Source organism: Streptomyces sp. NPDC012935 (assembly GCF_042900345.1).
GTDB lineage: Bacteria > Actinomycetota > Actinomycetes > Streptomycetales > Streptomycetaceae > Streptomyces.
Window position 1 is genome coordinate 124,428 of record NZ_JBIBBC010000022.1, and the last position, 23,293, is coordinate 147,720.

The 23,293-nt window shown below is 67.8% G+C and carries 18 protein-coding genes; 8 read left to right on the forward strand and 10 right to left on the reverse strand.

Annotated features, from left to right (window positions below; genetic code table 11):
- Position 1: 1 nt before the first annotated feature.
- Positions 2-1,624 carry an ABC transporter substrate-binding protein gene (locus tag ACFY5C_RS36405; protein WP_389453014.1) on the reverse strand — a complete coding sequence of 541 codons (1,623 nt, stop codon included), beginning with the start codon at positions 1,622-1,624 and terminating at the stop codon, positions 2-4.
- A 516-nt stretch (positions 1,625-2,140) separates the two neighbouring features.
- Between ACFY5C_RS36405 and ACFY5C_RS36410 the strand changes: the two genes are divergently transcribed.
- The 6 genes from ACFY5C_RS36410 to ACFY5C_RS36435 all read left to right on the forward strand — a co-directional run bounded on the left by ACFY5C_RS36410 (position 2,141) and on the right by ACFY5C_RS36435 (position 9,739).
- Positions 2,141-3,169: an ABC transporter permease gene (locus ACFY5C_RS36410; RefSeq protein ID WP_389453017.1), complete on the forward strand. Its 1,029-nt coding sequence runs from the start codon at positions 2,141-2,143 to the stop codon at positions 3,167-3,169.
- Positions 3,170-3,248: 79 nt separating this feature from the next.
- Complete coding sequence (locus ACFY5C_RS36415) at positions 3,249-5,006, forward strand: ABC transporter substrate-binding protein (protein WP_389453020.1); 1,758 nt, start codon at positions 3,249-3,251, stop codon at positions 5,004-5,006.
- Positions 5,007-5,110: 104 nt separating this feature from the next.
- A complete protein-coding gene (locus ACFY5C_RS36420) occupies positions 5,111-6,091 on the forward strand; it encodes an ABC transporter permease (protein WP_389453023.1) in 981 nt (326 codons plus the stop codon).
- Positions 6,092-6,168: 77 nt separating this feature from the next.
- Positions 6,169-7,203, forward strand: coding sequence for an ABC transporter ATP-binding protein (locus ACFY5C_RS36425; protein WP_389453026.1), 1,035 nt, complete (start codon positions 6,169-6,171; stop codon positions 7,201-7,203).
- A gap of 30 nt (positions 7,204-7,233) precedes the next feature.
- Positions 7,234-8,277: an ABC transporter ATP-binding protein gene (locus ACFY5C_RS36430; RefSeq protein ID WP_389453029.1), complete on the forward strand. Its 1,044-nt coding sequence runs from the start codon at positions 7,234-7,236 to the stop codon at positions 8,275-8,277.
- A gap of 421 nt (positions 8,278-8,698) precedes the next feature.
- Positions 8,699-9,739 (forward strand): amidohydrolase family protein, encoded by a 1,041-nt coding sequence (locus ACFY5C_RS36435; protein ID WP_389453031.1) that lies wholly within the window; start codon positions 8,699-8,701, stop codon positions 9,737-9,739.
- Positions 9,740-9,875: 136 nt separating this feature from the next.
- Here the strand turns inward: ACFY5C_RS36435 and ACFY5C_RS36440 are convergent, their stop codons facing one another.
- Positions 9,876-10,265: a VOC family protein gene (locus ACFY5C_RS36440; protein WP_389453034.1), complete on the reverse strand. Its 390-nt coding sequence runs from the start codon at positions 10,263-10,265 to the stop codon at positions 9,876-9,878.
- Between the two features lie 50 nt (positions 10,266-10,315).
- On the opposite strand from ACFY5C_RS36440, the gene ACFY5C_RS36445 reads away from it, so the two are divergent.
- A complete protein-coding gene (locus ACFY5C_RS36445) occupies positions 10,316-11,065 on the forward strand; it encodes a class I SAM-dependent methyltransferase (protein ID WP_389453037.1) in 750 nt (249 codons plus the stop codon).
- A 15-nt stretch (positions 11,066-11,080) separates the two neighbouring features.
- On the opposite strand, the gene ACFY5C_RS36450 is transcribed toward ACFY5C_RS36445, so the two are convergent.
- From ACFY5C_RS36450 to ACFY5C_RS36485, 8 genes are all read right to left on the reverse strand, one after another.
- Complete coding sequence (locus ACFY5C_RS36450) at positions 11,081-11,380, reverse strand: hypothetical protein (RefSeq protein WP_389453040.1); 300 nt, start codon at positions 11,378-11,380, stop codon at positions 11,081-11,083.
- 39 nt (positions 11,381-11,419) lie between these two features.
- Complete coding sequence (locus ACFY5C_RS36455) at positions 11,420-12,538, reverse strand: ABC transporter ATP-binding protein (protein WP_389453043.1); 1,119 nt, start codon at positions 12,536-12,538, stop codon at positions 11,420-11,422.
- Between the two features lie 33 nt (positions 12,539-12,571).
- On the reverse strand, positions 12,572-13,633 hold the full coding sequence (locus ACFY5C_RS36460; RefSeq protein WP_389453046.1) for an ABC transporter ATP-binding protein: 1,062 nt from the start codon (positions 13,631-13,633) through the stop codon (positions 12,572-12,574).
- Between the two features lie 14 nt (positions 13,634-13,647).
- The gene (locus ACFY5C_RS36465; RefSeq protein WP_389453049.1) at positions 13,648-14,628 is read right to left on the reverse strand and encodes an ABC transporter permease; all 981 of its coding nucleotides are present in this window, start codon (positions 14,626-14,628) and stop codon (positions 13,648-13,650) included.
- 95 nt (positions 14,629-14,723) lie between these two features.
- A complete protein-coding gene (locus tag ACFY5C_RS36470) occupies positions 14,724-16,532 on the reverse strand; it encodes an ABC transporter substrate-binding protein (RefSeq protein ID WP_389453072.1) in 1,809 nt (602 codons plus the stop codon).
- Between the two features lie 57 nt (positions 16,533-16,589).
- On the reverse strand, positions 16,590-17,624 hold the full coding sequence (locus tag ACFY5C_RS36475; protein WP_389453052.1) for an ABC transporter permease: 1,035 nt from the start codon (positions 17,622-17,624) through the stop codon (positions 16,590-16,592).
- Positions 17,625-18,060: 436 nt separating this feature from the next.
- Positions 18,061-19,968 carry a translational GTPase TypA gene (gene typA / locus ACFY5C_RS36480; RefSeq protein ID WP_362380722.1) on the reverse strand — a complete coding sequence of 636 codons (1,908 nt, stop codon included), beginning with the start codon at positions 19,966-19,968 and terminating at the stop codon, positions 18,061-18,063.
- A gap of 190 nt (positions 19,969-20,158) precedes the next feature.
- A complete protein-coding gene (locus ACFY5C_RS36485; RefSeq protein WP_389453054.1) occupies positions 20,159-22,432 on the reverse strand; it encodes an ABC transporter substrate-binding protein in 2,274 nt (757 codons plus the stop codon).
- Between the two features lie 372 nt (positions 22,433-22,804).
- Here ACFY5C_RS36485 and ACFY5C_RS36490 point away from each other — a divergent pair, with 372 nt between their 5' ends.
- Positions 22,805-23,095, forward strand: a complete 291-nt coding sequence (locus ACFY5C_RS36490; RefSeq protein ID WP_328423859.1) for a hypothetical protein — start codon at positions 22,805-22,807, stop codon at positions 23,093-23,095.
- The last annotated feature ends 198 nt before the right edge of the window (positions 23,096-23,293 follow it).

Genomic DNA, 23,293 nt, shown 5'->3' on the forward strand with positions numbered 1-23,293 from the left:
CTCAGCCGACCTTGATCTCGTTGTAGACGGGGACGCTGAACGGGTTGAGGGCCACGTTCGACAGCCGCTGCGACCAGCCGGCGCTGCCGTTCTGGTACCAGAGCGGGATGGCCGCCATGTGGTCCCGGACGACCGCCTCGGCCCTCTGGAACATCTCCACGGCCCGCGCGGGGTCGGTCTCGGCGTTCGCCTCGTCGACGAGCTTGTCGAACTCCTCGTTGGACCACTTGCCGTCGTTGGAGGAGGCGTTGGTGTAGTAGAGCGGCTGGAGGAAGTTCTGGGTCAGCGGGTAGTCCATCTGCCAGCCCGCCCGGAAGGGCCCGGAGAGCTTCTGGGTCGTGCTCTTGCTGCGGAAGTCGGCGAAGGTGCCGATCGGGTTGCCGACGCAGGCCCGGTCGTTGCCCAAGGCGTTGTTGATGGAGTTGCAGACGGCGTCCACCCACAGCTTGTGGGAGCCGGTGTCCGCGTTGTACGTGATCTTCACCTGCCCGCCGGGCAGCCCGCCGCCCTCCTCGATCAGCTTCTTCGCGGCGGCCGCGTCGTACTGGCACCACTCACCGCACAGCCCCTCCTTGTATCCGCCCTCCGCGCCCAGGACGGGTGAGGTCCAGTCGGTCGCGGGCGTACGGGTTCCCTGGAAGATGGTCTTGGTGATCTGCTCGCGGTCGATCGCCCGGGACAGCCCCTGGCGGACCTTGACCGAACCGGCCTTGTTCCAGTCCTTGTCGTAATGGGGGAAGGCCAGCGTCTGGATGATGCCGGCCGGGGTGTTGAGGTAACGGTCGCCCAGATCGCTGCGGACGTTCTTCAGCTGCTGGGCCGGCACGTCGTCCACGAGGTCGAGGTTGCCTGCCATCAGGTCGGTGTAGGCCGTGTTGTTGTCCGTGTAGACCTTGAGGGTGACGCCGCCGTTCAGGGCGGCGTCCGGACCCGGGTAGGCGTCCCACCTCGTCAGGCTCATCTCGGAGCCCTTGATGTACGACTGAACGGTGTAGGGGCCGTTGCCGACGGGCTTGGCCAGCCAGCCGGCGTGGTCGTCGTAGAAGGCGCGCGGCAGCGGGACGAAGGCGTTGTAGCCGAGGGTGTCGGGGAAGCTGGAGAACTTCTGGCTGAGCCGGACGGTGAACGTCCGGTCGTCGACCACCTTCAGCCCGGACATGGTGTCGGCGCTCTGCTCGCCCTTGACCGGGTGGACCTTGTCGTAGCCGTCGATGTAGCTGAAGAAGTAGGCGTTCTTCTGGTTGTTCTTCAGGCTCGCCCCGTAGTTCCAGGCGTCCACGAAGGACTTGGCGGTGACCTTCTCGCCGTCGCTGAAGGTCCAGCCGTCCTTGACGGTGATCGTGTAGTTGCGCGAGTCGGTGGTCTCGATCCGCTCGGCGAGCATGTCCTCGGCCTCGCCGGTCTTCGGGTTGTACTGCTTCAGGCCCCGGAAGATCATGGAGAGCACCTTGCCGCCCTGCACCTCATTGGTGTTGGCCGGCTCCAGCGGGTTCTGCGGATCGGTCCACGACGAGCTCAGCACCTCGCCGCCGGCTCCGCTGTCACCCCCGCCTCCACAGGCCGTCGCCACGAGCGCGACCGCCATCGCGCATGCGGCCCTTCTGGCGAGCGTGGCTCCACGCATGGAGTGCCTCCTCTGATACTGATCCGTTACGGGCCAATATCGAGCGAAAAGGCACATACCGCACATGGACTCCGGCCAATGGAGCAACAGACCGTCCGGATGCCGGGGCCCGGATCGCCCTCACGGGGCCGGCTCACGGGGCCCACCCGGGCGACGAAACGGACTTCTCCCACCCGCCCCAATGGATCTTCGATGTATGGCGCAATGGATCTCCGTCATCCGATGCCGAACCGTTGGATTACGACCGCTGGATGTACACATTTCGACACAGGAGCGTCCGCATATCGAACTCGTTGCCCGATTGGTCCAGTTAGTCCGAGTCAAGGCACAACTCAATCACGTTGCGCTACCCGCGTAGCTACGGAATGGTCAAGGCAGGGTAAAGAACGTAAAGAGACAACCAAGTCGGCCGAGAATTTATTGACCTTGAATGAATTGCGTTGAAAAAGTCCGGCGTAGCCCGTAGGGGAGCGTGCCCTGCGGAGTCATCAGACCCTCCCTTGGGCCAGGAGCACCATGACCCCCCCAACTCCATCCGCGGCTGCCCCGCTTGAGGCGACTGACGAAAGCATCGACAAGTCGCCTTCGCCCTCCACCCCTAAGGGCAACGAGAGCCGCTCGCCGGGACGGCTGGCGTGGACCCGCTTCAAGCGGGACCGCACGGGCGTCATATCGGCGTACATCGTGATCTTCTTCTTCGTGATCGCGCTCGCCGCTCCGCTCATTGCGAAGCTGTACGGCAAGGATCCGTACACGACGTACGCGAGCCAGCAGCCTGAGCTGCTGAACGCCTTCGCGTACCCGGCGGGTCCGAACGGCGGTATCAGTTCCGACTTCTGGTTCGGCGTCGAGCCCCAGCTCGGCCGTGACGTCTTCACCTTCCTGCTCTACGCGATCCGCACCTCGCTGGGCATCGCGGTCGCGGCCACCTTGCTCACCGTCATCCTCGGGGTGGTCATCGGCGTCACCGCGGGCTACCTCGGCGGCAAGACGGACTACTTCGTGGGCCGGGTCATCGACATTCTGCTGTCGTTCCCCTCCACCCTCTTCTTCATCGCCTTCATGCCGGTCGTGTACGGGCTCTTCGTCGCCCCCGACGAGAACATCCCGACGTGGCTGCGCGCCGCAGGCCTGATCATCGTGCTCTCCGCATTCGGCTGGGCCTCCATCGCCCGACTGCTGCGCGGCCAGGTACTCGGCCTGCGCGAGCGGGAGTTCGTCGAGGCCGCCAAGGTCACGGGCGCGTCACCGCGGCGTATCGTCTTCAAGGAGCTGCTGCCCAACCTGTGGACTCCGATCATCATCCAGTCCACGCTGATGCTCCCGGCCTTCGTCACCGCTGAGGCGGGTCTCGCCTTCCTCGGTGTCGGCATGATCGACCCGACCCCGGACTGGGGCGTCATGATCCAGCGAGGCGCCCAGTTCTACACGGAGGACCTCACCTTCATGCTCTTCCCGGGCATGTCCATGGTGATCTTCGTGCTCGCGTTCAACCTCCTCGGTGACTCGGTGCGTGACGCACTCGACCCGAAGTCCAAGCGCTGACTCCGGCTCATTTCAGGACCACGGCGGAAGTCGCCGGGTGCCGGATCTCTCTCATCAACCCACTTCAAGGCAGGATGCGATGTCCTTCTCGCGTAGAAACTTCCTGATCGCCACCGGCGTGGCCGCGGCGTCGACCTCGGTGCTGAGCGCCTGCAGCAGCGGCAGCGAGGGCGGCTCGCAGGACCAGGCCCCGAAGGTCACTGGCTCCAAGACCACCGAGATCCCCGTGGGCACCAAGGCCGACTCGACCGGCCCGGCCCCCGAGGTCAAGGGCGCGGTCACCGGCGGGACGATCTACTCCCTCCAGCAGTTCGACATGGACCACATGGACCCGGGGCAGATCTACGTCTCGACCGAGGGCGCCATCACCGTGCCGATCATGCGCGGTCTGACCGGCTACAAGCTGGACGACAAGGGCGGGGCCACGCTGGTCGGCGACGCCGCGACCGACGCCGGCACGATGAAGGACGGCGGCAAGACCTGGTCCTTCACCATCAAGGACGGCATCAAGTGGGAGGACGGCTCCGACCTCTCCATGGACGACGTCCGCCACACCTTCGAGCGCCTCTTCGCGAGCTTCATCACCGAGGGCCCGATCTACGTCCAGGAGTTCCTGGAGGGCGGCGACAAGTACGAGGGCCCGTACGACGGCAAGAGCCTCGACTCCATCGAGATCGACGGCAAGACCGTCACCTTCCGTCTCAAGGAAGCCCGCGTCGACTTCAACTACACGCTCGCGATGCGTGGTTACTCCCTGGTGCCCAAGAAGGGTGACACCAAGGAGAAGTACGACAAGAAGCCGGTCTCCTGCGGCCCGTACAAGATCGAGAGCCGTAGCATCGGCAAGTCGATGACCTTCGTGCGCAACGAGCACTGGGACCCGAAGACGGACCCGATCCGCAACGCCTACCCGGACAAGTTCGTCTTCCAGATGGGCTACGAGCTGGTGGCCTCGACCGACCGCTGGATCGCGGACCAGGGCAACGACCAGTACGCGGTGCCGATCTTCAACGAGGTCGCGCCCGAGCGTCTCGCCCAGGTCCTCACCAAGCCCGAGCTGAAGAAGCGCGTCCTCACCGCGGTCGACACGGTCACCTACTACTGGCCGATCAACATGACCCGGGTCAAGGACCTCAAGGTCCGCCAGGCCATCAACCACGCCTGGCCGCACCAGCAGCTCCAGACCATCGGCGGCGGTGCCGCGTCCCAGGAGATCGCCACCACGATCTTCGCCCCGGTGACGCCCGGTTACACCAAGTTCGACCTGTACGGCGTCGACAAGAAGCCGGGCGGCGACCCCGAGAAGGCCAAGGCCCTCCTGAAGGAAGCCGGCAAGCTCGGCTACAAGCTGGTCATCGCCTACCAGCAGTCGGACACCGCGGTGAAGACCGCCGTCGCCATCAAGAACGCGCTGGAGGCGGCCGGCTTCCAGGTCGTCAACAAGCAGGTCGACAAGTCGACGTTCTACACCCAGATCGGCAAGATCGACAACGACTTCGACCTGTTCGCGGCCGGCTGGAGCCCGGACTGGCCGGGCGGCTACTCGCAGTTCTACCCCTGCTGGAGCGGCAAGAACATCGGCGACGGCCGCAGCAACTACGCGCAGCTGAACGACCCGAGCGTCAACAAGGCCATCGACGCCGCGGGCCGGATCGCTGACGTGGAGGAGGCCAACAAGGCCTGGGGCAACGTCGACAAGATGATCATGGAGCTGGCCGCGGTCGTCCCGGACTACCACAAGATCCGGAACTACCTGTACGGCTCCAAGGTCGGCAACGTCGTCTGGGACGGCGGCAACACCTGCGTCGCGCTCACCAAGCTCTACGCGAAGAAGTAAGCGAGCACGACCCCTGGGGGCGGCCATTCCACATGGCCGCCCCTGCGGCCCACCCCCCTCTACTTCCCCCCGGCGACGGCGCCCCGTCCGGAAAGTCACGCCTCATGTTCCGCTTCCTTGTCCGCCGAGTCATCGGCGCGCTGGTCATTTTGTTGATCATCAGCGCCATCACCTTCTGGCTCTTCTACGCCGTGCCGCGTGACCCCGCGATGATGTCCTGCGGCAAGAACTGCACGCCCGAGAACCTGGCGCAGATCCGGCAGAACCTGGGCATCGACAAGCCGATCCCGGTGCAGTACTGGCTGTGGCTGGTCGGCGTCTTCGTCGGGCGCGACTACGCCAACTACGACTTCTGCAACGCACCTTGCCTCGGGTACTCCTTCGCCAACCGCGAGCCCGTCTTCGACACGATCATGGACCGTCTGCCGACGACCCTCTCGCTCGCGTTCGGCGCGGCCGTCGTCTTCCTGATCCTCGGCATCGGCGCGGGCATGATCGCGGCGCTCAAGCAGGGCAAGTTCCTGGACAAGTTCGCCAGCTCCGCCTCGCTGCTCGGCTCCTCGCTCCAGATCTACTTCGTCGGCTACATCGCGATGTTCTTCTTCGTCGCGCAGCTGGGATGGCTCGACCAGCCGCAGTGGACGCCGCTCTCCGAGGACCCTGCCGCCTGGTTCGGCGGGCTGCTGTTGCCCTGGCTGGTCCTCGCGATCATCTTCACGGCCAACTACACGCGTATGACCCGCTCCCAGCTCGTGGAGCAACTCAGCGAGGACTACGTCCGCACGGCACGGGCCAAGGGTCTGTCCCGGTCGAACGTGTTCTTCCGGTTCGCCTGGCGCGGCGCGATGGGCCCCATCGTCACGGTGTTCGGCATCGACCTGGGCACGCTGATCGGCGGTGCCATCATCACCGAGTCGACCTTCAGCCTCCCGGGCGTCGGCCGGCTCGCGGTGAAGTCCGTGGACCAGAGCGACCTTCCGATGCTGCTGGGTGTGACCCTGCTGGCGGCCGGCGCGATCGTCTTCGCCAACATCATCGTGGACGCCGTCTACGCCCTCATCGACCCGCGGATCCGGCTCGCCTGACCTCCGCCCTCCGTCGTATCCCTCCCACCCGCCCCACCCGGCGATCCCCTCGCATCACCCCCCTCAGGAGCGTCCCCGTGACGAGCACCGATCAGCAGCCCTTCCTCTCCGTCAAGGACCTCCAGGTCCATTTCTCCACCGAGGACGGCATCGTCAAGGCCGTCGACGGGCTCTCCTTCGACCTTGCCAAGGGCCAGACGCTCGGCATCGTGGGTGAGTCGGGATCCGGCAAGTCCGTCACCAACCTGACGATCCTGGGCCTGCACGACCCGTTCCGCACCAAGATCGACGGCGAGATCCTGCTGGACGGGCAGGAGCTGCTCACCGCCTCCGAGCGGGAGATGGAGCGGCTGCGCGGCAACAAGATGTCCATGATCTTCCAGGACGCGCTGGCCTCGCTGTCGCCGTACCACACCATCGGTACGCAGATCGGGGAGACGTACCGCAAGCACACCGGTGCCTCCAAGAAGGAGGCCCGGGCGCGGTCGATCGAGATGCTGCGGCGGGTCGGGATCCCGCAGCCGGACATGCGGGTGGACGACTATCCGCACCAGTTCTCCGGCGGTATGCGCCAGCGCGCGATGATCGCGATGGCTCTGGTCTGCGACCCCGAGCTGCTGATCGCCGACGAGCCGACCACCGCGCTCGACGTGACCGTCCAGGCGCAGATCATGGACCTGCTCAAGGACCTGCAGCAGGAGTTCGGCACGGCGATCGTCTTCATCACGCACGACCTCGGTGTCATCGCCGACATCGCGGACGACGTGCTGGTGATGTACGGCGGCCGGTGCGTGGAGCGGGGCACCAAGGAGGAGGTGCTGCGCGACCCGCAGCACCCTTACACCGTGGGTCTGCTGAGCTCCATGCCGAGCCTCGACGGGCCGGTCGACGTGCCGCTGTCGCCGATCCCGGGTGCGCCTCCGTCGCTGCTGAACCCGCCCTCCGGGTGCCGCTTCCACCCGCGGTGCGCCTTCACCGACAAGGTCCCGGGCGGGCTGTGCTCCAGCGAGCGGCCGCTCCTGGACGTGGTGGACGGCCGGGGGTCCGCCTGCCACCTGGCGCCGGGGGAGCGCAAGGATCTGTTCGCCGAATTCGCCGGATCCCGGCACTGACTGACGTACACGAGACGGGACTTCACCATCATGAGCAACGCGCAACCGCTCCTGGACGTCAGCGGTCTGACCAAGCACTTCCCCATCAAGGGCGGCTTCCCGATCAAACGCACGGTCGGGGCCGTCAAGGCCGTGGACGGCCTCGACTTCCAGGTGGGTGAGGGCGAAGCCCTCGGTCTGGTCGGCGAGTCGGGCTGCGGCAAGTCGACGACGGGCCGGCTGATCACCCGGCTTCTGGAGCCGACGGGCGGCAAGATCTCGTACCGCGGCCAGGACATCACGCACGCGGGCCGCAAGCAGCTCGCACCGGTCCGCTCCGAGATCCAGATGATCTTCCAGGACCCCTACGCGTCCCTGAACCCGCGCCAGACGGTCGGCAAGATCATCTCCGGCCCGATGGAGATCAACGACATCAACCCGGCGGGCGGCCGCGAGAAGCGCGTGCGCGAACTGCTGGAGATCGTCGGTCTGAACCCCGAGCACTACAACCGCTTCCCGCACGAGTTCTCCGGCGGCCAGCGCCAGCGCATCGGCGTGGCACGGGCGCTGGCCCTCGAACCGAAGCTGATCGTGGCCGACGAGCCGGTCTCGGCGCTCGACGTCTCCATCCAGGCGCAGGTCGTGAACCTGCTCCAGAAGGTCCAGCAGGAACTGGGCATCGCATTCGTCTTCATCGCCCACGACCTGGCCGTCGTACGGCACTTCTCGCAGCGCGTCGCGGTCATGTACCTCGGCAAGATCGTCGAGATCGCCGACCGCGACGACCTGTACGGCAACCCGCGCCACCCGTACACCCGGGCACTGCTGTCCGCCGTGCCCGAGGCGACGGTGGAGGAGACCCCCCGCGAGCGCATCCGCCTCCAGGGCGACGTCCCCTCCCCCATCAACCCGCCCTCCGGCTGCCGCTTCCGCACCCGCTGCTGGAAGGCGACGGATAAGTGCTCGACCGAGGCCCCGCCGCTGGTCCAGGTCGAGGGCAACAAGCCCGGCCACCTGACGGCGTGCCACTACCCGGAGACGGACGACACGGTCCCCGCGCCGCGTCTCGCCAAGGACCCCCAGCCGGCGGTCTGACACACCCCTTTTCGTCAGTCGCCGTGCCCGGAACGGACTTTCACCGGCCCATTGACCCGAGCCCATGAGCGTCCGGTTCCAGGGGAAGGAGGGCCCGTGCACACCCAATGGGTGCGCGCGGGCCCTCATCTCTCGGTCGCGGGCCCGCGCGCTGCTCAAGGGTTGAGGTCGAGCGACCATGGCGGTGTCGTCGAGGGCCACATGGAGAACATCGGTCACTCAGCGGCCGCCTCGGCGAGCCGGCGATCGAGTTCCGCGTCCAGGTCGGCACGCTGAGCGGGAGTGAACAGCGAGTCCGCGAGGCGGGCCAGGTACGCGCGCAGCGGCAGACCCTCGCCGGCCGCTGTCCCGGCCAGCCGGTCACGGGCGTTCGCGATGCGGCCTTGTGGTCAAGCGGGCGGGCGAACAAGACTGCCTCTCCATGGCCCTCCACCTGCGCGGCACCACCCTCCCCGACGGCACCCACCGCGACCTCTGGCTCCTCGGCGACCGCATCACCTTCGACCGCCCGTCCGGCGAGACGCGGACGGTGGCGGACGGCGGCTACCTGCTGCCGGGGCTGGTCGACGTCCACACCCACCCCGGGTCCCCGTCCGAGGACGAACCCGTCTTCGACCCCGAGGTGTTCGCCGAGCAGATCGCGGCGCACCGGGACGCGGGGACGACGGCGTTGCGGTTCCCAGGACTGCTGGGCGAGGTCCCGGCAGCCCTGCGCGAGGCACCGGACACCCCGCGCATGATCACGGCGGGGAGGTGGCTGGCCTGGGCCGGACTGTCCAGGAGCGCCGACTTCCACACCGTCACCGACGACCTCGTCACCGCTGCCGTCGCGGAGACCAAGGCCCACGACGGCTGGTGCAAGCTGATGGGCGACTGGGACTACGAGGCGGATCCGGTGCCGTACGACATCCTGCGTGCCGTGACGGAGGCGGTGCACGCGGTCGGGGGGCGGGTCGCCGCGCACTGCCAGTCGGCGCGAGGTGTACTGAACGCCTCGCGGGCGGGCGTCGACTCGATCGAGCACGGGATGGGCATGCCGGAGGAGTGCGTCGAGCTGATGGCCACGCACGGGACCGTCTACGTCCCCACCCTCACGACGTTCGCGCGCCGCGTGCCGGACATCAAGGACAACCCCCGCGGCCGCCTCTGGCACGAGGGCCACCGCATCATGATCCGCCGGGTCCGCGAGGCCCACGACGCCGGCGTCCGCGTGCTCGCCGGCACCGACTCCGCCCCCTTCGGCAACGTGGCCACCGAGGTCGAGCACCTCATCGCCGCGGGCCTGCCGGCCGACGTGGCGGTGGGTGCGGCGAGCTGGACGGCACGGGACTTCCTGGGTCTGCCGGGGCTGGTGGAGGGCGGGCTCGCCGACGTGACGGTGTACGACGCCGATCCGCGGGTGGAGCCGGGGGTGCTGCGGCATCCGCGGCGGATCGTGCTGCGGGGACGGGTCGTCCGCTGACCGGCGGGGCGACGGCGACAGGGCTCGGGGGCAGGGATCAGGGCCCGGGATCAGGGCCCGGGATCAGGGTCCGGGATCAGGGCCCGGGATGGGCCAGGGAACAGGGCCCGGAATGGGCCAGGGAACAGGGTCCGGATCAGGGCTCGCGCGCCACCAACTCCACCTCGAAGCCGTCGCCGTTCTCCAGATAGGCGGCGTAGTGCTCGGGCCCGCCCGCATAGGGATGCCGATCCGGGAAGAGCAGCCTCCAGCCGTGCCGCGGCGCCTCCGCGACCAGGGCGTCGAGGCCCGCCCGTCCGCCCGGTGCGTGGAACGCCAGGTGATTCAGGCCGGGCCGCAGCCGGTCGTGCCGGTCGCCCCGCAGCGCAGGCGACTCCTCGACCACGAGGTACGTGTCCCCCGCGCGCCAGCTGCGGCCTGCCGGCCAGTCCTGGTGAGGCTCGCAGCCCAGCCGTTCCAGCAACCACCCCCACGACGTGACCGCACGCCCCAGGTCCGGCACCCACAGCTCCACGTGATGCAGCAACTCCCCGGCCCTTCCCTCGCGTTCGAGTTCGTTGTGGCAGACTTCCGCGCGTGGTCGATCGGTCGTTCGCGGATCCTGCGCTCGCCGCGTTGTACGACACCCTCAACCCCTGGGGGCCGGGTGACGACTTCTACCTCGGGCTCATGCGGGCCGCCGGCCCGGTACTCGACGTCGGCTGCGGCACGGGCCGGCTGCTGCGGCGCGCCCGGGCCGGCGGTCACCGTGGGCGGCTCGTGGGACTCGATCCGGCCGCTGCCATGCTGGTGGAGGCGCGGCGGCACGGCACCGACGTGGAGTGGGTGCTCGGGGATCTGCGGACGCGGGACTGGCGAGCGGAGTTCGATCTGGTCGTGATGACCGGGCACGCGTTCCAAGTACTCCTCTGTGACGAGGAGTTGCGCGAGGTGCTGCGGGCTTTGCACCAGGCCCTGCGCCCCGGCGGGCGCTTCGTGTTCGAGACACGGAATCCCGCCGCGCGGGCCTGGGAGACGTGGACGCCCGAGAGGACCCGTACGGTCACCGGCGCGGACGGGCGTGCCGTACGCGTATGGCACCACGTCGACGGTCCTGTCGTCGGAGACCGCGTGACCTTCACGGAGACGTACGCCTGCGACACCTGGCCGGAACCGGTCATCAGCCGCACGACCCTCCGGTTCCTCACCCCCGAAGCCCTGTCCGCCTACCTCCACGAAGCCGGCTTCACCGTCGCCGACCAGTACGGCGACTGGGCACGGACGCCGGTCACACCCGCCGCCCCGGAGATCATCACCTTGGCCCGACGGGCCTCCCGGCCGACCTGATCCACACGACAGGCCCTAGTCGTCCTCGTCCTCGAAACTCCACCTGAGGTCAACCTGTGCGGCGGGAGCAACCGCCCGCACGGTGTCGTGAGCCCCCTGCTCGACCTTGTCGGCCCAGCTGCCGAACCGGGTCACGATGATGGGGTACTCGCTCCACGCGGAGACCTGCCCCGCCGACGCACCCTCTCCGACCGTCACGTCCCTCTCAAGATCGTGCTCGGTGAGGAACGCGGTCAGCGCCGCGGCGACGCGCGCCGTCTCCTCTCCCGTCTGCAGACCGGAGACATCAAGGCTGAGCCCAACGGATATCGACATGCGCCCAACGTACCGTCGGCCACTGACAACCCTTGTCGCCTAGTCGTGCGACTCCTCCAGCGCCGCCAGCGCCGGATCCAGCACGATGTCCTCGTCCCGCGCCTCGATCGTCGGCTCCTCCGGGAAGTGGCAGGCCGTCAGGTGGCCGTCGTGGTTGCCCTCGATCTGGATCAGCGGGGGCTCCTCGGCCGCGCACTTGTCCTGGGCCTTCCAGCAGCGGGTGCGGAAGCGGCAGCCGGAGGGCGGGGAGATGGGGGACGGCACGTCGCCGGCCAGGCGGATCCGTTCGCGCGACGGAGCGTCCTCGTCGGCCACGCTCACTTCGGGCACGGCCGACAGCAGGGCGTGGGTGTAGGGGTGCCGGGGGCGGGTGTAGATGGAGTCGCGGTCGCCGACCTCGATGATCTTGCCGAGGTACATGACCGCGACGCGCTGCGAGAAGTGCCGTACGACGGCCAGGTCGTGGGCGATGAAGAGGAACGCGATGCCCAGTTCCTGCTGGACCTTCTGGAGCAGGTTCACGACCTGCGCCTGGATGGAGACGTCGAGCGCCGAGACCGGCTCGTCGGCCACGATCAGCTTCGGTTCGAGGGCCAGCGCCCGTGCCACGCCGATGCGCTGGCGCTGGCCGCCGGAGAACTCGTGCGGGAAGCGGTTGTAGTGCTCGGGGTTCAGACCGACGATCTCCAGCAGCTCCCTGACCCGTTTCTCCCTTCCGCCGTCCGGCTCGATGCCGTTGATCTCCATCGGGCCGGAGATGATCTTGCCGACCGTCTGGCGCGGGTTCAGCGAGGAGTACGGGTCCTGGAAGATCATCTGGATCTCGGAACGGATCGGCGCCAGCTGCCTGCGTGTGGCGCGCGTGATGTCCTTGCCCCGGTACGCGATCCGGCCGCTCGTCGGCTCCATGAGCTTGGTGATCAGCCGTCCGGTCGTCGACTTGCCGCAGCCCGACTCCCCCACCAGCCCGAAGCTCTCGCCGACATGCACCGTCAGGTCGATGCCGTCGACCGCCTGCACCTGGCCGACGGTCCTGCGGATCGGGAAGCCGCCCTTGACCGGGAAGTGCTTCACGAGCCCTTCCACTTCCAGCAGCGGTTCGCCGGACGCGTCGGTGGCGGCCCCGCGGGGTGCGGGGAGGACGAGGTCCTCTGTCATAGCCGTGGTCCTCCTCGGACGGGGCTGATCGGGCTAGTGCAGTCGGGGCTTGATCTCTTCGGTGAAAATGGTCCGCTTCTGGTCCGCCGTCAAGTGACAGGCCGAGGAGCGGTCCGGGCCCAGCAACGGGACCTCGGTGACACAGCGCGTGCCGCCGACCCGGTCCTGGAAGGTGCAGCGAGGGTGGAAGCGGCAGCCGGAGGGCGGGCGCAGCAGGGACGGCGGAGTGCCGGGGATCGGGGACAGCGGGGTGTGCGGGTCCGAGTCCAGGCGTGGCATCGAGTTCAGCAGGCCCCAGGTGTACGGGTGCTGCGGCGCCCTCAGTACCTCGTTGACCGTGCCGCGCTCCGCCGCCCGGCCCGCGTACATCACCATGATGTCGTCGGCCATGTCGGCGATCACCCCGAGGTCGTGGGTGATGAAGATGATCGCCGAGCCGAACTCCCGCTGCAGATCCTTCAGCAGGTCCAGGATCTGCGCCTGGACGGTCACGTCCAGCGCGGTGGTCGGCTCGTCCGCGATCAGCAGGTCCGGGTCGCAGACCAGCGACATCGCGATCATCGCGCGCTGGCGCATACCGCCCGAGAACTGGTGCGGATAGTCCTTCGCCCGCTGCTTCGGGTTGGGGATGCCGACCTTCCCCAGCATCTCCACCGCCCGTTCCCAGGCGACCTTCTTCGAGACGCGCATGTGCTTCATGTACGGCTCGGCGATCTGCCGGCCCACCGTGTAGTACGGCGACAGCGCGGTGAGCGGGTCCTGGAAGATCATGGCGACCTTGTTGCCGCGCAGCTTCTCCAGCTCGGACTCCCGGGCCGTGGTCAGCTCCTGGCCCTCCAGGAGGATCTCGCCCTCGACGGTGGTGAACATGGGGTTGTGCAGCCCGAGGATCGTCAGGTTCGTCACCGACTTGCCAGAGCCGGACTCGCCGACGATCCCCAGCGTGCTGCCACGCTCCAGGTCGAAGGAGAGCCCGTCCACGGCCCGTACGACGCCGTCCTCGGTCTTGAAGCTGACGTGCAGGTCCCGCACCGACAGGAACGCGTCCGCGTCGGCCGGGACCGGGGCGCCGGCCTCCTTGGTCAGAGTGGTCACGTCAGTGCTCCTACCTAGGACAACCGCACGCGCGGGTCGATGAAGGCGTACGTCGCGTCGACGACGATGTTGCAGAGCAGGATCATGGTGGCGGAGAACAGCATCACGCCCAGCAGCAGCGGCAGATCGCTGAAGAACACCGACTCCACCGCCAGCCGGCCGAGCCCCGGCAGACCGAAGGTGTACTCCGTGATGATGGCGCCGCCGAGCAGCGAGCCGAGGTCGATGCCGAAAATGGTGACGATGGGGATCAGCGAGCCGCGCCAGGCGTAGCGGAAGAAGACGTACCGCCGTGACATGCCCTTGGCCCGGGCGGTGCGGACGTGTTCCTCCTGGAGCTGCTCGATCATCGACGAGCGGGACATACGGGTGTACTGCGAGGCGAAGATCGTGGAGAGGACGACCCAGGGGATGATCAGGCCCGTGAACCAGGCGCCCGGGTTCTGGGTGAACTCGTTGTAGGCGGGCTTGTCGAAGACCTGGGTCTGGTAGACGAGGATCGCCAGGGCCAGCGGACCGAGGAAGTAGATCTGCATCGAGCTGATCACCATCGCGCCGGCCGTGAAGGTCTTGTCGATGAGGGTGCCGCGCTTCCACGCGGCGATCAGGCCGGTGCCGAGCCCGACGATCAGGAAGCAGACGGCCCCGCCCATGGTGAGGGAGAGGGTGGTGGGCAGGCGGTCCATGAGGGTGCCCCACACCTGCTCGTTGGAGTGGTACGAGTAGCCGAAGCAGGGGGCGGGGCACGGGCCCTGGGCGAAGTCGTCGCTGCCCGTGACGAGGTTGGTCAGGAAGATCCAGTACTGCTCGGGGATCGGCTTGTCGAGGCCCAGCACCCGATGCAGGTTCTCCAGGTTGGCCGGGGTGCACGTCTTGCCGCACATCAGGAGCGCCGGGTCGCGCGGCATCCCGAAGAACAGCAGGAACGCGACGATGCTCAGCAGGAAGAGGATGACGACGGCGCCGAGGGACCGGCGGACCAGGAAGCGCAGCATGGCAAGCAGCTCTCAGACGTCGGCGGGCCGGGCGGCACCCGGTGCGCGGTCCCCCGCAAAGGAGGGCGGACGCACCGGGTGCCGGGCGGGCGGGGTTACTTGACGTACAGGCGGCGCGGGTCGACGCCGGCGATGATGTCGTCGTAGACGAGGCCGCCGACCTTGGATCCGGCGATCTGGGTCTGCTTGTAGTACGCGGTCGGGACGACGTTGACGACGTCCTTCACCAGGTACTCATTGAGCTTGTTCCACTCGGTCGCGGCCTTGACCGGGTCGGTGATCTTGTTGATCCGGTCGATCTCGCTGTTGACCTTGGAGTCGTTGACCTGCGAATAGTTCTGGGCGCCCTCGGCGATCGCGCGTCCGTCGTACAGCGGCGGAATCACGGTCGAGGCGGACGGCCAGTCGGCACCCCACGCGGTGTGGAAGATGTCGTAGTTGTTGTCCAGCTTGCTGACCTGGTCGTAGTAGGTCTCGGCCGGGATCTCCTGGCGCTGGACGTCGAAGCCGGCCTTCTCCAGGCCCGCCGCCATGGCGGTGGAGTACTGCTGGCCCTCGGGCGTGTTGATGTAGCCGAAGGTCAGCTTCAGACCGGTCTTGCCGGCCTCCTCCAGGAGGGCCTTGGCCTTGGCCGGGTCACCGGCGGGCTTCTTCTTCTTGCCCCACGGGTCGAAGCCGGGGTCGTAGCCGGTGACGGTCGGGCTGATGATGCCGCCCGCGACCTCCATCGCGTCGGTGCCGCCGTAGGCACGCACGAACGGCGTGACCGGGAGGGCGTAGGCGATGGCCTGGCGGATCTTGATGTCCTTCATCTCCGGGTGGGCCAGGTTGATGTTCATCTGGCCGACGTAGGGCTGGAAGCCGGAGACCGTACGGGACTTCATCTTCGGGTCGTTCAGGATCTTGGTCAGGTTGCCCGCGTCGACCTGGTTGCTGAAGCTGACGCCCGTCTGGTCACTGCCGCTGTCGGCGAGCAGGGCCTTGGTGGAGTCCTCGTACTGCTGGTTGAACGTGATGTTGAACTTGTCGACGTACTGGTGCCGCAGCGGGTCCGTGGCCGCGTCCCAGTTCTCGTTCTTGACGAGCACCATCGACTTGCCGGACTTGAACTCCTGGATCTTGTACGGCCCGGTCACCACCGGGTCCTTGTCGTACTTCTCCTTCGTGTCGCCCTTCTCGGACACGATGGCGTAGCCCGTCATGGCCAGGGCGTACGGCAGGTCGGGGTGCGGGTTCTTGAACTTGAAGACCACCGTCTTCTCGTCCGGCGTCTCCAGCACGCTGTCCGGCAGGTGCTTGCCCTTGAACGGGCCGTCCGGAAGCAGCTTGCGGTAGTCGGCACCCGGGGTGTCGGCCAGCCACTGCTGGACGTAGGGCGGGCCCTGGTTGATGAAGGACGCGAACTGCCGCTCGAAGGTGTGCCGGACGTCCGCGGAGGTGATCGCGGAGCCGTCCTCGAACTTTATGCCGTCCTTGAGCGTGAACTTCCAGGTCTTGCCGCCGTCCGTGGTGGTACCGGAGTCGGTGGCGAGGTCGCCGACGACCTCGTGCTTGCTGCCGTCGTTGCTGGTCGCCTTATAGCCGGTCAGCCCTCTGTGCAGCAGCTGGGAGACCGCCATCTCGTCCTGGACGTAGACCTGTCCGGGGTCGAGGTGGGCGTAACTGTCGCGGGCCAGCACCGAGATGGTGCCGCCGGGCTTGGCGCCGGGGACCTCGGCGGCGGGGCCCTTGGACGCCTCGGCGTCCCCGAACTCGATCGCCGCCTGCTGCCGCTCGGCGTTCTCCTTCTGTTCCTTGTCGTTGCCAGTGCCCTTGCTGCCGCCCTCGCTGCACCCGGTCAGCACGAGTGCGCCGGCCGCGAGCACCGAGATTGCCGCGTATACGTGGCGTCCGCCCCTACTTATCACTCAGTTTCCACCCATCTGTGTGTCACCAGTGCGAAGGAAGTGCCAACCAGTGGTTCAGCGCGCCGTCTTGGGGTCGAAGGCGTCCCTGACCGAGTCCCCGAGCAGGTTGAAGGCCACGATGAAGATGATCATCGAGATGCCGGGGAAGAACATGTAGGTGATGTCGTTCTGCATCACGAGTTCGGTGGACGCCTTGGAGAACATCTGCCCCCAGTCCGGCGTCGGTTCGACGATGCCCACGCCGAGGAAGGACAGACCGGCCTCGGCGGTCACGAAGTTGGGAAGCATGTACGTGCCCTGCACGAGGATCGGCGTGACCACGTTCGGCAGGATCTCCTTGCGGATGATCCGCCACGGCGGGGCCCCGCTGACCTTGGCCGCCTCGATGAACTCCCGTTCTCGCAGGGCAAGTGTGGTGCCTCTGAGGATCCGCCCGAGGCTCATCCAGCCGAGGAACCACATCACCAGGATGAGGGAGACCACCCGGACGTAGACCGGGGTCTCGTCGCGCGGGCTGACGAACAGTGAGACCACGACCGGCATGCTGGCGATGAAGAACAGCTGCGACGGGAAGGCCAGCAGGAAGTCGATGACCCTGCTGATCCAGTAGTCCGTCCGGCCGCCGAGATAGCCGGCCGTGATACCGAGCAGGATGCCGGTGAGCACGGTCGCGATCGTGACGGCGACCGAGATCCCGAGCGAAGTCCGGATGCCGTAGAGCAGCTTGGTGAAGACGTCGTACCCGTTGCCGGGTTCGAGGCCGAACCAGAACTCGCCGCTGATCCCGCCGTTGGGCTGCACGGGCACACCGGCGCTGTCGAACAGCTCGGGGCGCTCGTCGGCGTACACGGTGTACGGGTCCTTGCCGTACAGCCATGAGATCACCGGGGCGAGCAGGCCGATCAGGAAGAAGAAGATGACGACGTACGCCGAGATCACCCCGGTGCGGTCCCGTTTGAAGCGGATCCACATCAGCTGGCCGGGCGAACGCCCGATCAGCTGCTCGTCCTCGGTCTTCGCGTCCGGTTGTGGTGCACCGTCCGCGATGACCGAGGTCCCGCCACCCTCAATGCCGATACCACTTGTCACGTTTCGCCCGTTTCGCTGGTATGGGTATGCCAAAGCGAGGCGTGCGGAACTCCGCAGCCGGACGCGCGTAGGAGGTGTGCGCCTCTTCCTCCGACACCCCTGACGGAGGATCAGGCGACCCCCTGTTGCTCGTGAGTCGGCACTGTCCCCACAGTGCGAGACCCGTTGACCCGAGCGCTGCGGCTAACTATCTGCCATGAGCCAACTACCGACCACTGTCTTTAAATCTCAATTCAGTCACAGCTGACGTGAAGACCTTCCAAAATCCGGACAAAGCGTTGGGTCAAAGAACGTCGCGAAACGGACGTGTTACATGGGTATCGGGCGAGGATCTCCGCATTTCGGACAGGAGGGCGATTCTCGGCCACCGGAAAAAGAGTTGCAAAAAGCCCCGGCTCCCCCATGACGGGGGAGCCGGGGCTCAGGTGTCCGATACTCAGCCGTGCTTGGCGCGGCTCGCGGCGCGGGCGCGCTCGCGGGCGTCCAGGTTCACCTTGCGGATACGGACGGCCTCCGGCGTCACCTCGACGCACTCGTCGTCGCGGCAGAACTCCAGGGACTGCTCCAGGGAGAGCTTACGGGGCGGCACGATCGCCTCGAACGAGTCGGCCGAGGAGGACCGCATGTTCGTGAGCTTCTTCTCCTTGGTGATGTTCACGTCCATGTCGTCGGAGCGCGAGTTCTCGCCGACGATCATGCCCTCGTACACCTCGGTACCCGGGTCCGTGAACAGCACGCCGCGCTCCTGCAGGTTGGTCATCGCGAACGCGGTGACGGCACCGGAGCGGTCGGCGACCAGCGATCCGTTGTTACGGGTCTGCAGGGTGCCGAACCAGGGCTCGAAGCCCTCGTGGATGGAGTGGCCGATGCCGGTGCCGCGGGTCTGGGTCAGGAACTCGGTCCGGAAACCGATGAGGCCACGCGACGGAACGACGAACTCCATGCGCACCCAGCCCGAGCCGTGGTTGGACATGTTGTCCATACGGCCCTTTCGGACGCCCATGAGCTGCGTGACCGCGCCCATGTGCTCCTCGGGGACGTCGATCGTCATACGCTCGACGGGCTCGTACACCTTGCCGTCGACGTCCTTGGTCACGACCTGCGGCTTGCCGATGGTCAGCTCGAAGCCCTCGCGGCGCATCTGCTCGACCAGGATGGCGAGCGCGAGCTCACCACGGCCCTGGACCTCCCAGGCGTCGGGACGCTCGGTGTCGATGACGCGCAGCGAGACGTTACCGATCAGCTCGCGGTCGAGGCGGTCCTTGACCTGGCGGGCGGTGACCTTGCGGTCCTTGACGGCCGCCTTGTTGTCGGCACCCTTGCCGGTGCCGCCACGGCCGACCAGCGGCGAGGTGTTCGTGCCGATGGTCATGGAGATCGCGGGCTCGTCGACCGTGATCAGCGGCAGCGGAATCGGGTTCTCGGTGTCCGCGAGGGTCTCGCCGATCATGATGTCCGGGATACCGGCGACGGCACAGATGTCACCGGGGCCGGCCTTCTCGGCGGGCTTGCGGGTCAGCGCCTCGGTCATCATCAGCTCGCTGATGCGGACGTTGCTGATGGAGCCGTCGCGCTTGATCCAGGCGACCGTCTGACCCTTGCGCAGCTCGCCCTGCTCGACGCGGACCAGCGCGATACGGCCGAGGAAGTTGTCCGCGTCCAGGTTGGTGACGTGCGCCTGGAGCGGGGCCTCCTCGTCGTAGGTCGGGGCCGGGATGTGCTGCAGGATCGTGGAGAAGAACGGCTCCAGGCTGGTGGAGTCGGCCGGGACCGTGCCGTTCTCCGGCTTGGTCAGCGAGGCGATGCCGTCACGGCCACAGGCGTAGACGATCGGGAACTCGATCTGCTCCTCGTCGGCGTCCAGGTCGAGGAAGAGGTCGTAGGTCTCGTTGACGACTTCGTCGATCCGGGAGTCCGGGCGGTCCGTCTTGTTGATGCACAGGATGACGGGCAGGCGCTGCTGCAGCGCCTTGCGCAGCACGAAGCGGGTCTGCGGCAGCGGGCCCTCGGAGGCGTCGACGAGCAGGACGACACCGTCGACCATCGACAGACCGCGCTCGACCTCGCCACCGAAGTCGGCGTGGCCGGGGGTGTCGATGATGTTGATGGTGATGACGTCCCCCCCGTCCTTCGGGTGGTACTTCACCGCCGTGTTCTTGGCCAGGATCGTGATGCCCTTCTCACGCTCCAGGTCGTTCGAGTCCATCATGCGGTCGTCGACGCCTTCGAGCTGGTGCGCGGCGAAGGCGCCGGCCTGCTTCAGCATGCCGTCGACGATGGTGGTCTTGCCGTGGTCGACGTGGGCGACGATGGCGACGTTGCGGATGTCGTGGCGCGTGGCCATATTGCGGCGTACTCCCGGAGTGGTGAGGACGGCTCTCGCGTATGTCTGTGTTACGCGGGCCCTGCCGGGCTGGACACGCCACGGCCTCACCCCATGGTACGGGGCCGCTGCCGCTGAGGCTCGCCGGGATACGTCGGTGCAGGTGAGGGGCCGTTTAGGCCCCCGCTGGGGCTCTCAGCGGGGGCGGTCCTCAGTTGGACGACCCGCTCGGCCCCGGGTTCGCGCCCTTCTTCAGGAAACCCATGTCCTCGTACACCGGCGTCCCGAAGCCGAAGGCGCCCGCGTTGACGACACTCGTGCGCGCCGCCGTCAGCTGGGGCCGCTGGAAGAGCGGCAGAGACCCCGCCGCCGCCCAGATCCGCGAGTCGGCCTTGCGGATCAGCGCCCGCGCCTCGGACTCGTCGAGGGTGGCGATCGCCTGGTCGAAGAGCTGGTCGACCTGGTCGGTCCCGACCCGCGTGTAGTTCTGCTCGACGTTCAGCGACCCGTCGGCAGCCGGCACCGGCTTGGCGTAGATGGGCCGGGCGTCGGTCGCCGGATAGGCGGAGGCCGGCCAGGAGTAGAGCGCGAGATCGAACTGGCCGGACGCGATGTGGTCCTTGAAGTAGCTCTCGTCCGAGACCTTGACGATGTCGGTGCGGATACCGACCCGCTCCAGCATGATCGCGATCCGGTCCGCCACGGTACGCAGCGTCTGCGAACCCTCCCCCGACGGCACCACGAACCGCAGCGCCAGCGGCTCACCGTCCTTGGCCAGCGGCCGGGCCGCCGCGCCCGCCGGTGCGGCGGTGCCGCGCGGGGCGTACGCGCCGGGCGCGGCACCGCCCTGCTGCAACTGCTTGTTGCCGTACTGCTTGCCGTCCTGGGCGAGATGCCGCGAGCCGTGCTCGCCGTCGCTCTTCGCGGTGTGCCCTTCGTCCCCGCCGGCCTTGTTGTCCTCGCCGACGATGTACGTCTCCTCGTCCTCGGACTCCGCATCGGACTTGGACTTGGACTTGGACTCGTCGCCGGAGTCGGACTTGGCCTTTGGCTTCTCCCCGGAGTCGGATTTGGCCTTGGACTTGTCCCCGGAGTCCGCCTCCTTCTCGCCCTTCTCGCCCTTCTCGCCCTTCTTCCCTTCACTCCCCGCGGCGCCCTCCCCGTCCCCCTTCTTCTTCTCCTTGACCGGCCCTCCCGGCACCCACCCCGCGTCCGCGAGCAGCGCCTGCGCCTCCGCCGTGTCCTGGCCGCCGACCGCCCCGCTGTTGTCGGCGTACGCGGCCTGGCCGGACAGGGCGAGGTGGCTGCCGACCGGCTCGGTGGGCAGGCCGAGCGGGGCCAGGACCAGCTTCGCCAGTTCCTCACGGTCGATGGCGCGGGCCAGCGCCCGCCGCACCCGCTCGTCGGCGAGCAGGCTGTCGCCGCCGTTCAGGGCGAGCTGGGTGTACGCCGGTTCCAGGGACTTGCGTACCTCGAAGCCGCGGAACTTCGCCTGGTCCCGGCGCTGCTCCAGGGTCAGCCTGGCGCCCGGCTCCGGGCCCATCAGCGGCGTACCGGAAGCACTGGCGGAGGCACCGGCGGTCGCGGACCGAGGGGGCGCGGCGAGCGCGATGCGCCGGGCCGCCGCGGTGTCGATCTCGGCCAGGTCCAGCTGTCCCGCGGCCAGCGCGGCGGCCCGCTGGTCGCGCGGCACGGCGCGCAGCACGATCTCGTTCAGCTTGGCGCGCTCCCCCCACCAGCGCGGATTGCGGGTGAGCGCGACCTCGTCGCCCTTGCGGTCGATCTTCTTCACCGTGAACGGCCCCGCGGTGACCTTGAGCTTGCGCCGCGCCCCGTCGTTGAACGAGTCCGGCGTGCCCATGACCTCCTTCGGGTACAGCGGCGAGAACAGCGACCGCCAGTCCGCGTACGGCCGCTCGAAGGTGATCCGCACCTCCAGGTCGTTGGCGCCGCGCTCGATCCTCTCGATGCGGTCGTAGCCGGCGTTGCGGGCGGTCCAGTAGGCGCTGTCCTTGCCGGACAGGGCCCGCCACTGGGCGGCGAAGTCGGCGGCGCCGATCTCCCGGCCGTCGCTCCAGACGGCCTGCTGGTTGAGCTTGTACAGGACGACCTGCTTGGGCTCGGTCTCAATGACCTTGGCGGACTCCAGATAGTCCGGATTGCGCTCGGGCCGGCCGTTCTGGTCGAGCCGGAACATCGACGGCAGCGTGGCCTGCGCGATCCGGGTCGTGGTGGCGTCGGCGTCCGACTGGAAGGTGTTCAGCGTCTCCGGTACGGCGTCCACGGCCCACCGCAGCGTGCCGCCGTCGGCGATCCGGTCCCGGGCGGCCGGGGCGATGTCCTGCCCGGCCAGCGGCTTGCCGGCGGGATCCGGGTCGCTGCAGCCGGCGAGCGCGGGCACGCCGAGCACGCCGGCGGTCAGGAAGGCCACCGAGCGCATGACCGCGTTGCGGCCGGGCCTGGATCCGAAGCCGTCGTGGGACATCTGAGGTACCTCCGGGGAGCTGCTCCCGCCGGTTACATTAAGTACGTTCTGATCACGTTTGGCGGTATTTTGGAGCTGATCAGATCTAAGGCCCCCACTGAAGAGGAAAGGGTTCGCCAGGCGGAGACGACACGGCGGCCGGAGCGTGCAAGGCCACCCGTGCGGAGCAATGCACTCCCGTACGGCGCAATCACGCTCGTCGTCCTTTTCGGCTCTCCGGCGTACACAGAGCGCATGCGGGCGTGCAATGGAGGCGCGCAATCCGCCAATCGCTGCACATCCCTTCACAGCGATAGGTGTGACGCGCAACACTCGCAGGCGCATGAACGTCACCACCCAGGGCCGAAGGGCCCACGGAAGTGAGGTCACGTCATGTCCGTGCAAGACGAACTGACAGCGGTCCAGCGCTGCCTCGACGACCTGTCCCGGTCCGTGGGCAGGCTGGAGAAGCAGCTGGGCACCGGCGGGCTGGAGATGCGTCGCGTCCGCGCCGACGCCAACCATCTGCGCGAGAGCGTCGCGTTGCTGCGGGACGCGGCCGCGACGCCCACCACGCAGCGCAAACCGGAGCTCGTCACCATCCCCGACACGCCGTACGACGACTCTCTGTGGATCGACACGGATGACGAGGGTCTCGGCGCCCGGGACCGCCGCGCCCCCTGATCCCACCCCCTGACCCGACCGGAGTCATGCATTGGCCACTGGTACGGAACCCCATCTGAACAGCGGCGGCGTACACAGCGGTACGCGCGCCGCGATCACCGCCCCGCACCTGCGGACCGACCGCTGGTGGCTGGCCCCGGCCGCCACCGCGGCCGGTCTGCTGGCGTTCATCGTGTACTCGACCTGGCGGGCCTTCGC

Bases quoted from the DNA above. Each gene is read 5' to 3' on its own strand.
- typA (WP_362380722.1), bottom strand. From the start codon at position 19,968: ATGGCCACGCGCCACGACATCCGCAACGTCGCCATCGTCGCCCACGTC.
- ACFY5C_RS36490 (WP_328423859.1), top strand. From the start codon at position 22,805: ATGTCCGTGCAAGACGAACTGACAGCGGTCCAGCGCTGCCTCGACGAC.
- ACFY5C_RS36420 (WP_389453023.1), top strand. From the start codon at position 5,111: ATGTTCCGCTTCCTTGTCCGCCGAGTCATCGGCGCGCTGGTCATTTTG.
- ACFY5C_RS36455 (WP_389453043.1), bottom strand. From the start codon at position 12,538: ATGACAGAGGACCTCGTCCTCCCCGCACCCCGCGGGGCCGCCACCGAC.
- ACFY5C_RS36450 (WP_389453040.1), bottom strand. From the start codon at position 11,380: ATGTCGATATCCGTTGGGCTCAGCCTTGATGTCTCCGGTCTGCAGACG.
- ACFY5C_RS36465 (WP_389453049.1), bottom strand. From the start codon at position 14,628: ATGCTGCGCTTCCTGGTCCGCCGGTCCCTCGGCGCCGTCGTCATCCTC.
- ACFY5C_RS36410 (WP_389453017.1), top strand. From the start codon at position 2,141: ATGACCCCCCCAACTCCATCCGCGGCTGCCCCGCTTGAGGCGACTGAC.
- ACFY5C_RS36485 (WP_389453054.1), bottom strand. From the start codon at position 22,432: ATGTCCCACGACGGCTTCGGATCCAGGCCCGGCCGCAACGCGGTCATG.
- ACFY5C_RS36405 (WP_389453014.1), bottom strand. From the start codon at position 1,624: ATGCGTGGAGCCACGCTCGCCAGAAGGGCCGCATGCGCGATGGCGGTC.
- ACFY5C_RS36430 (WP_389453029.1), top strand. From the start codon at position 7,234: ATGAGCAACGCGCAACCGCTCCTGGACGTCAGCGGTCTGACCAAGCAC.
- ACFY5C_RS36435 (WP_389453031.1), top strand. From the start codon at position 8,699: ATGGCCCTCCACCTGCGCGGCACCACCCTCCCCGACGGCACCCACCGC.
- ACFY5C_RS36415 (WP_389453020.1), top strand. From the start codon at position 3,249: ATGTCCTTCTCGCGTAGAAACTTCCTGATCGCCACCGGCGTGGCCGCG.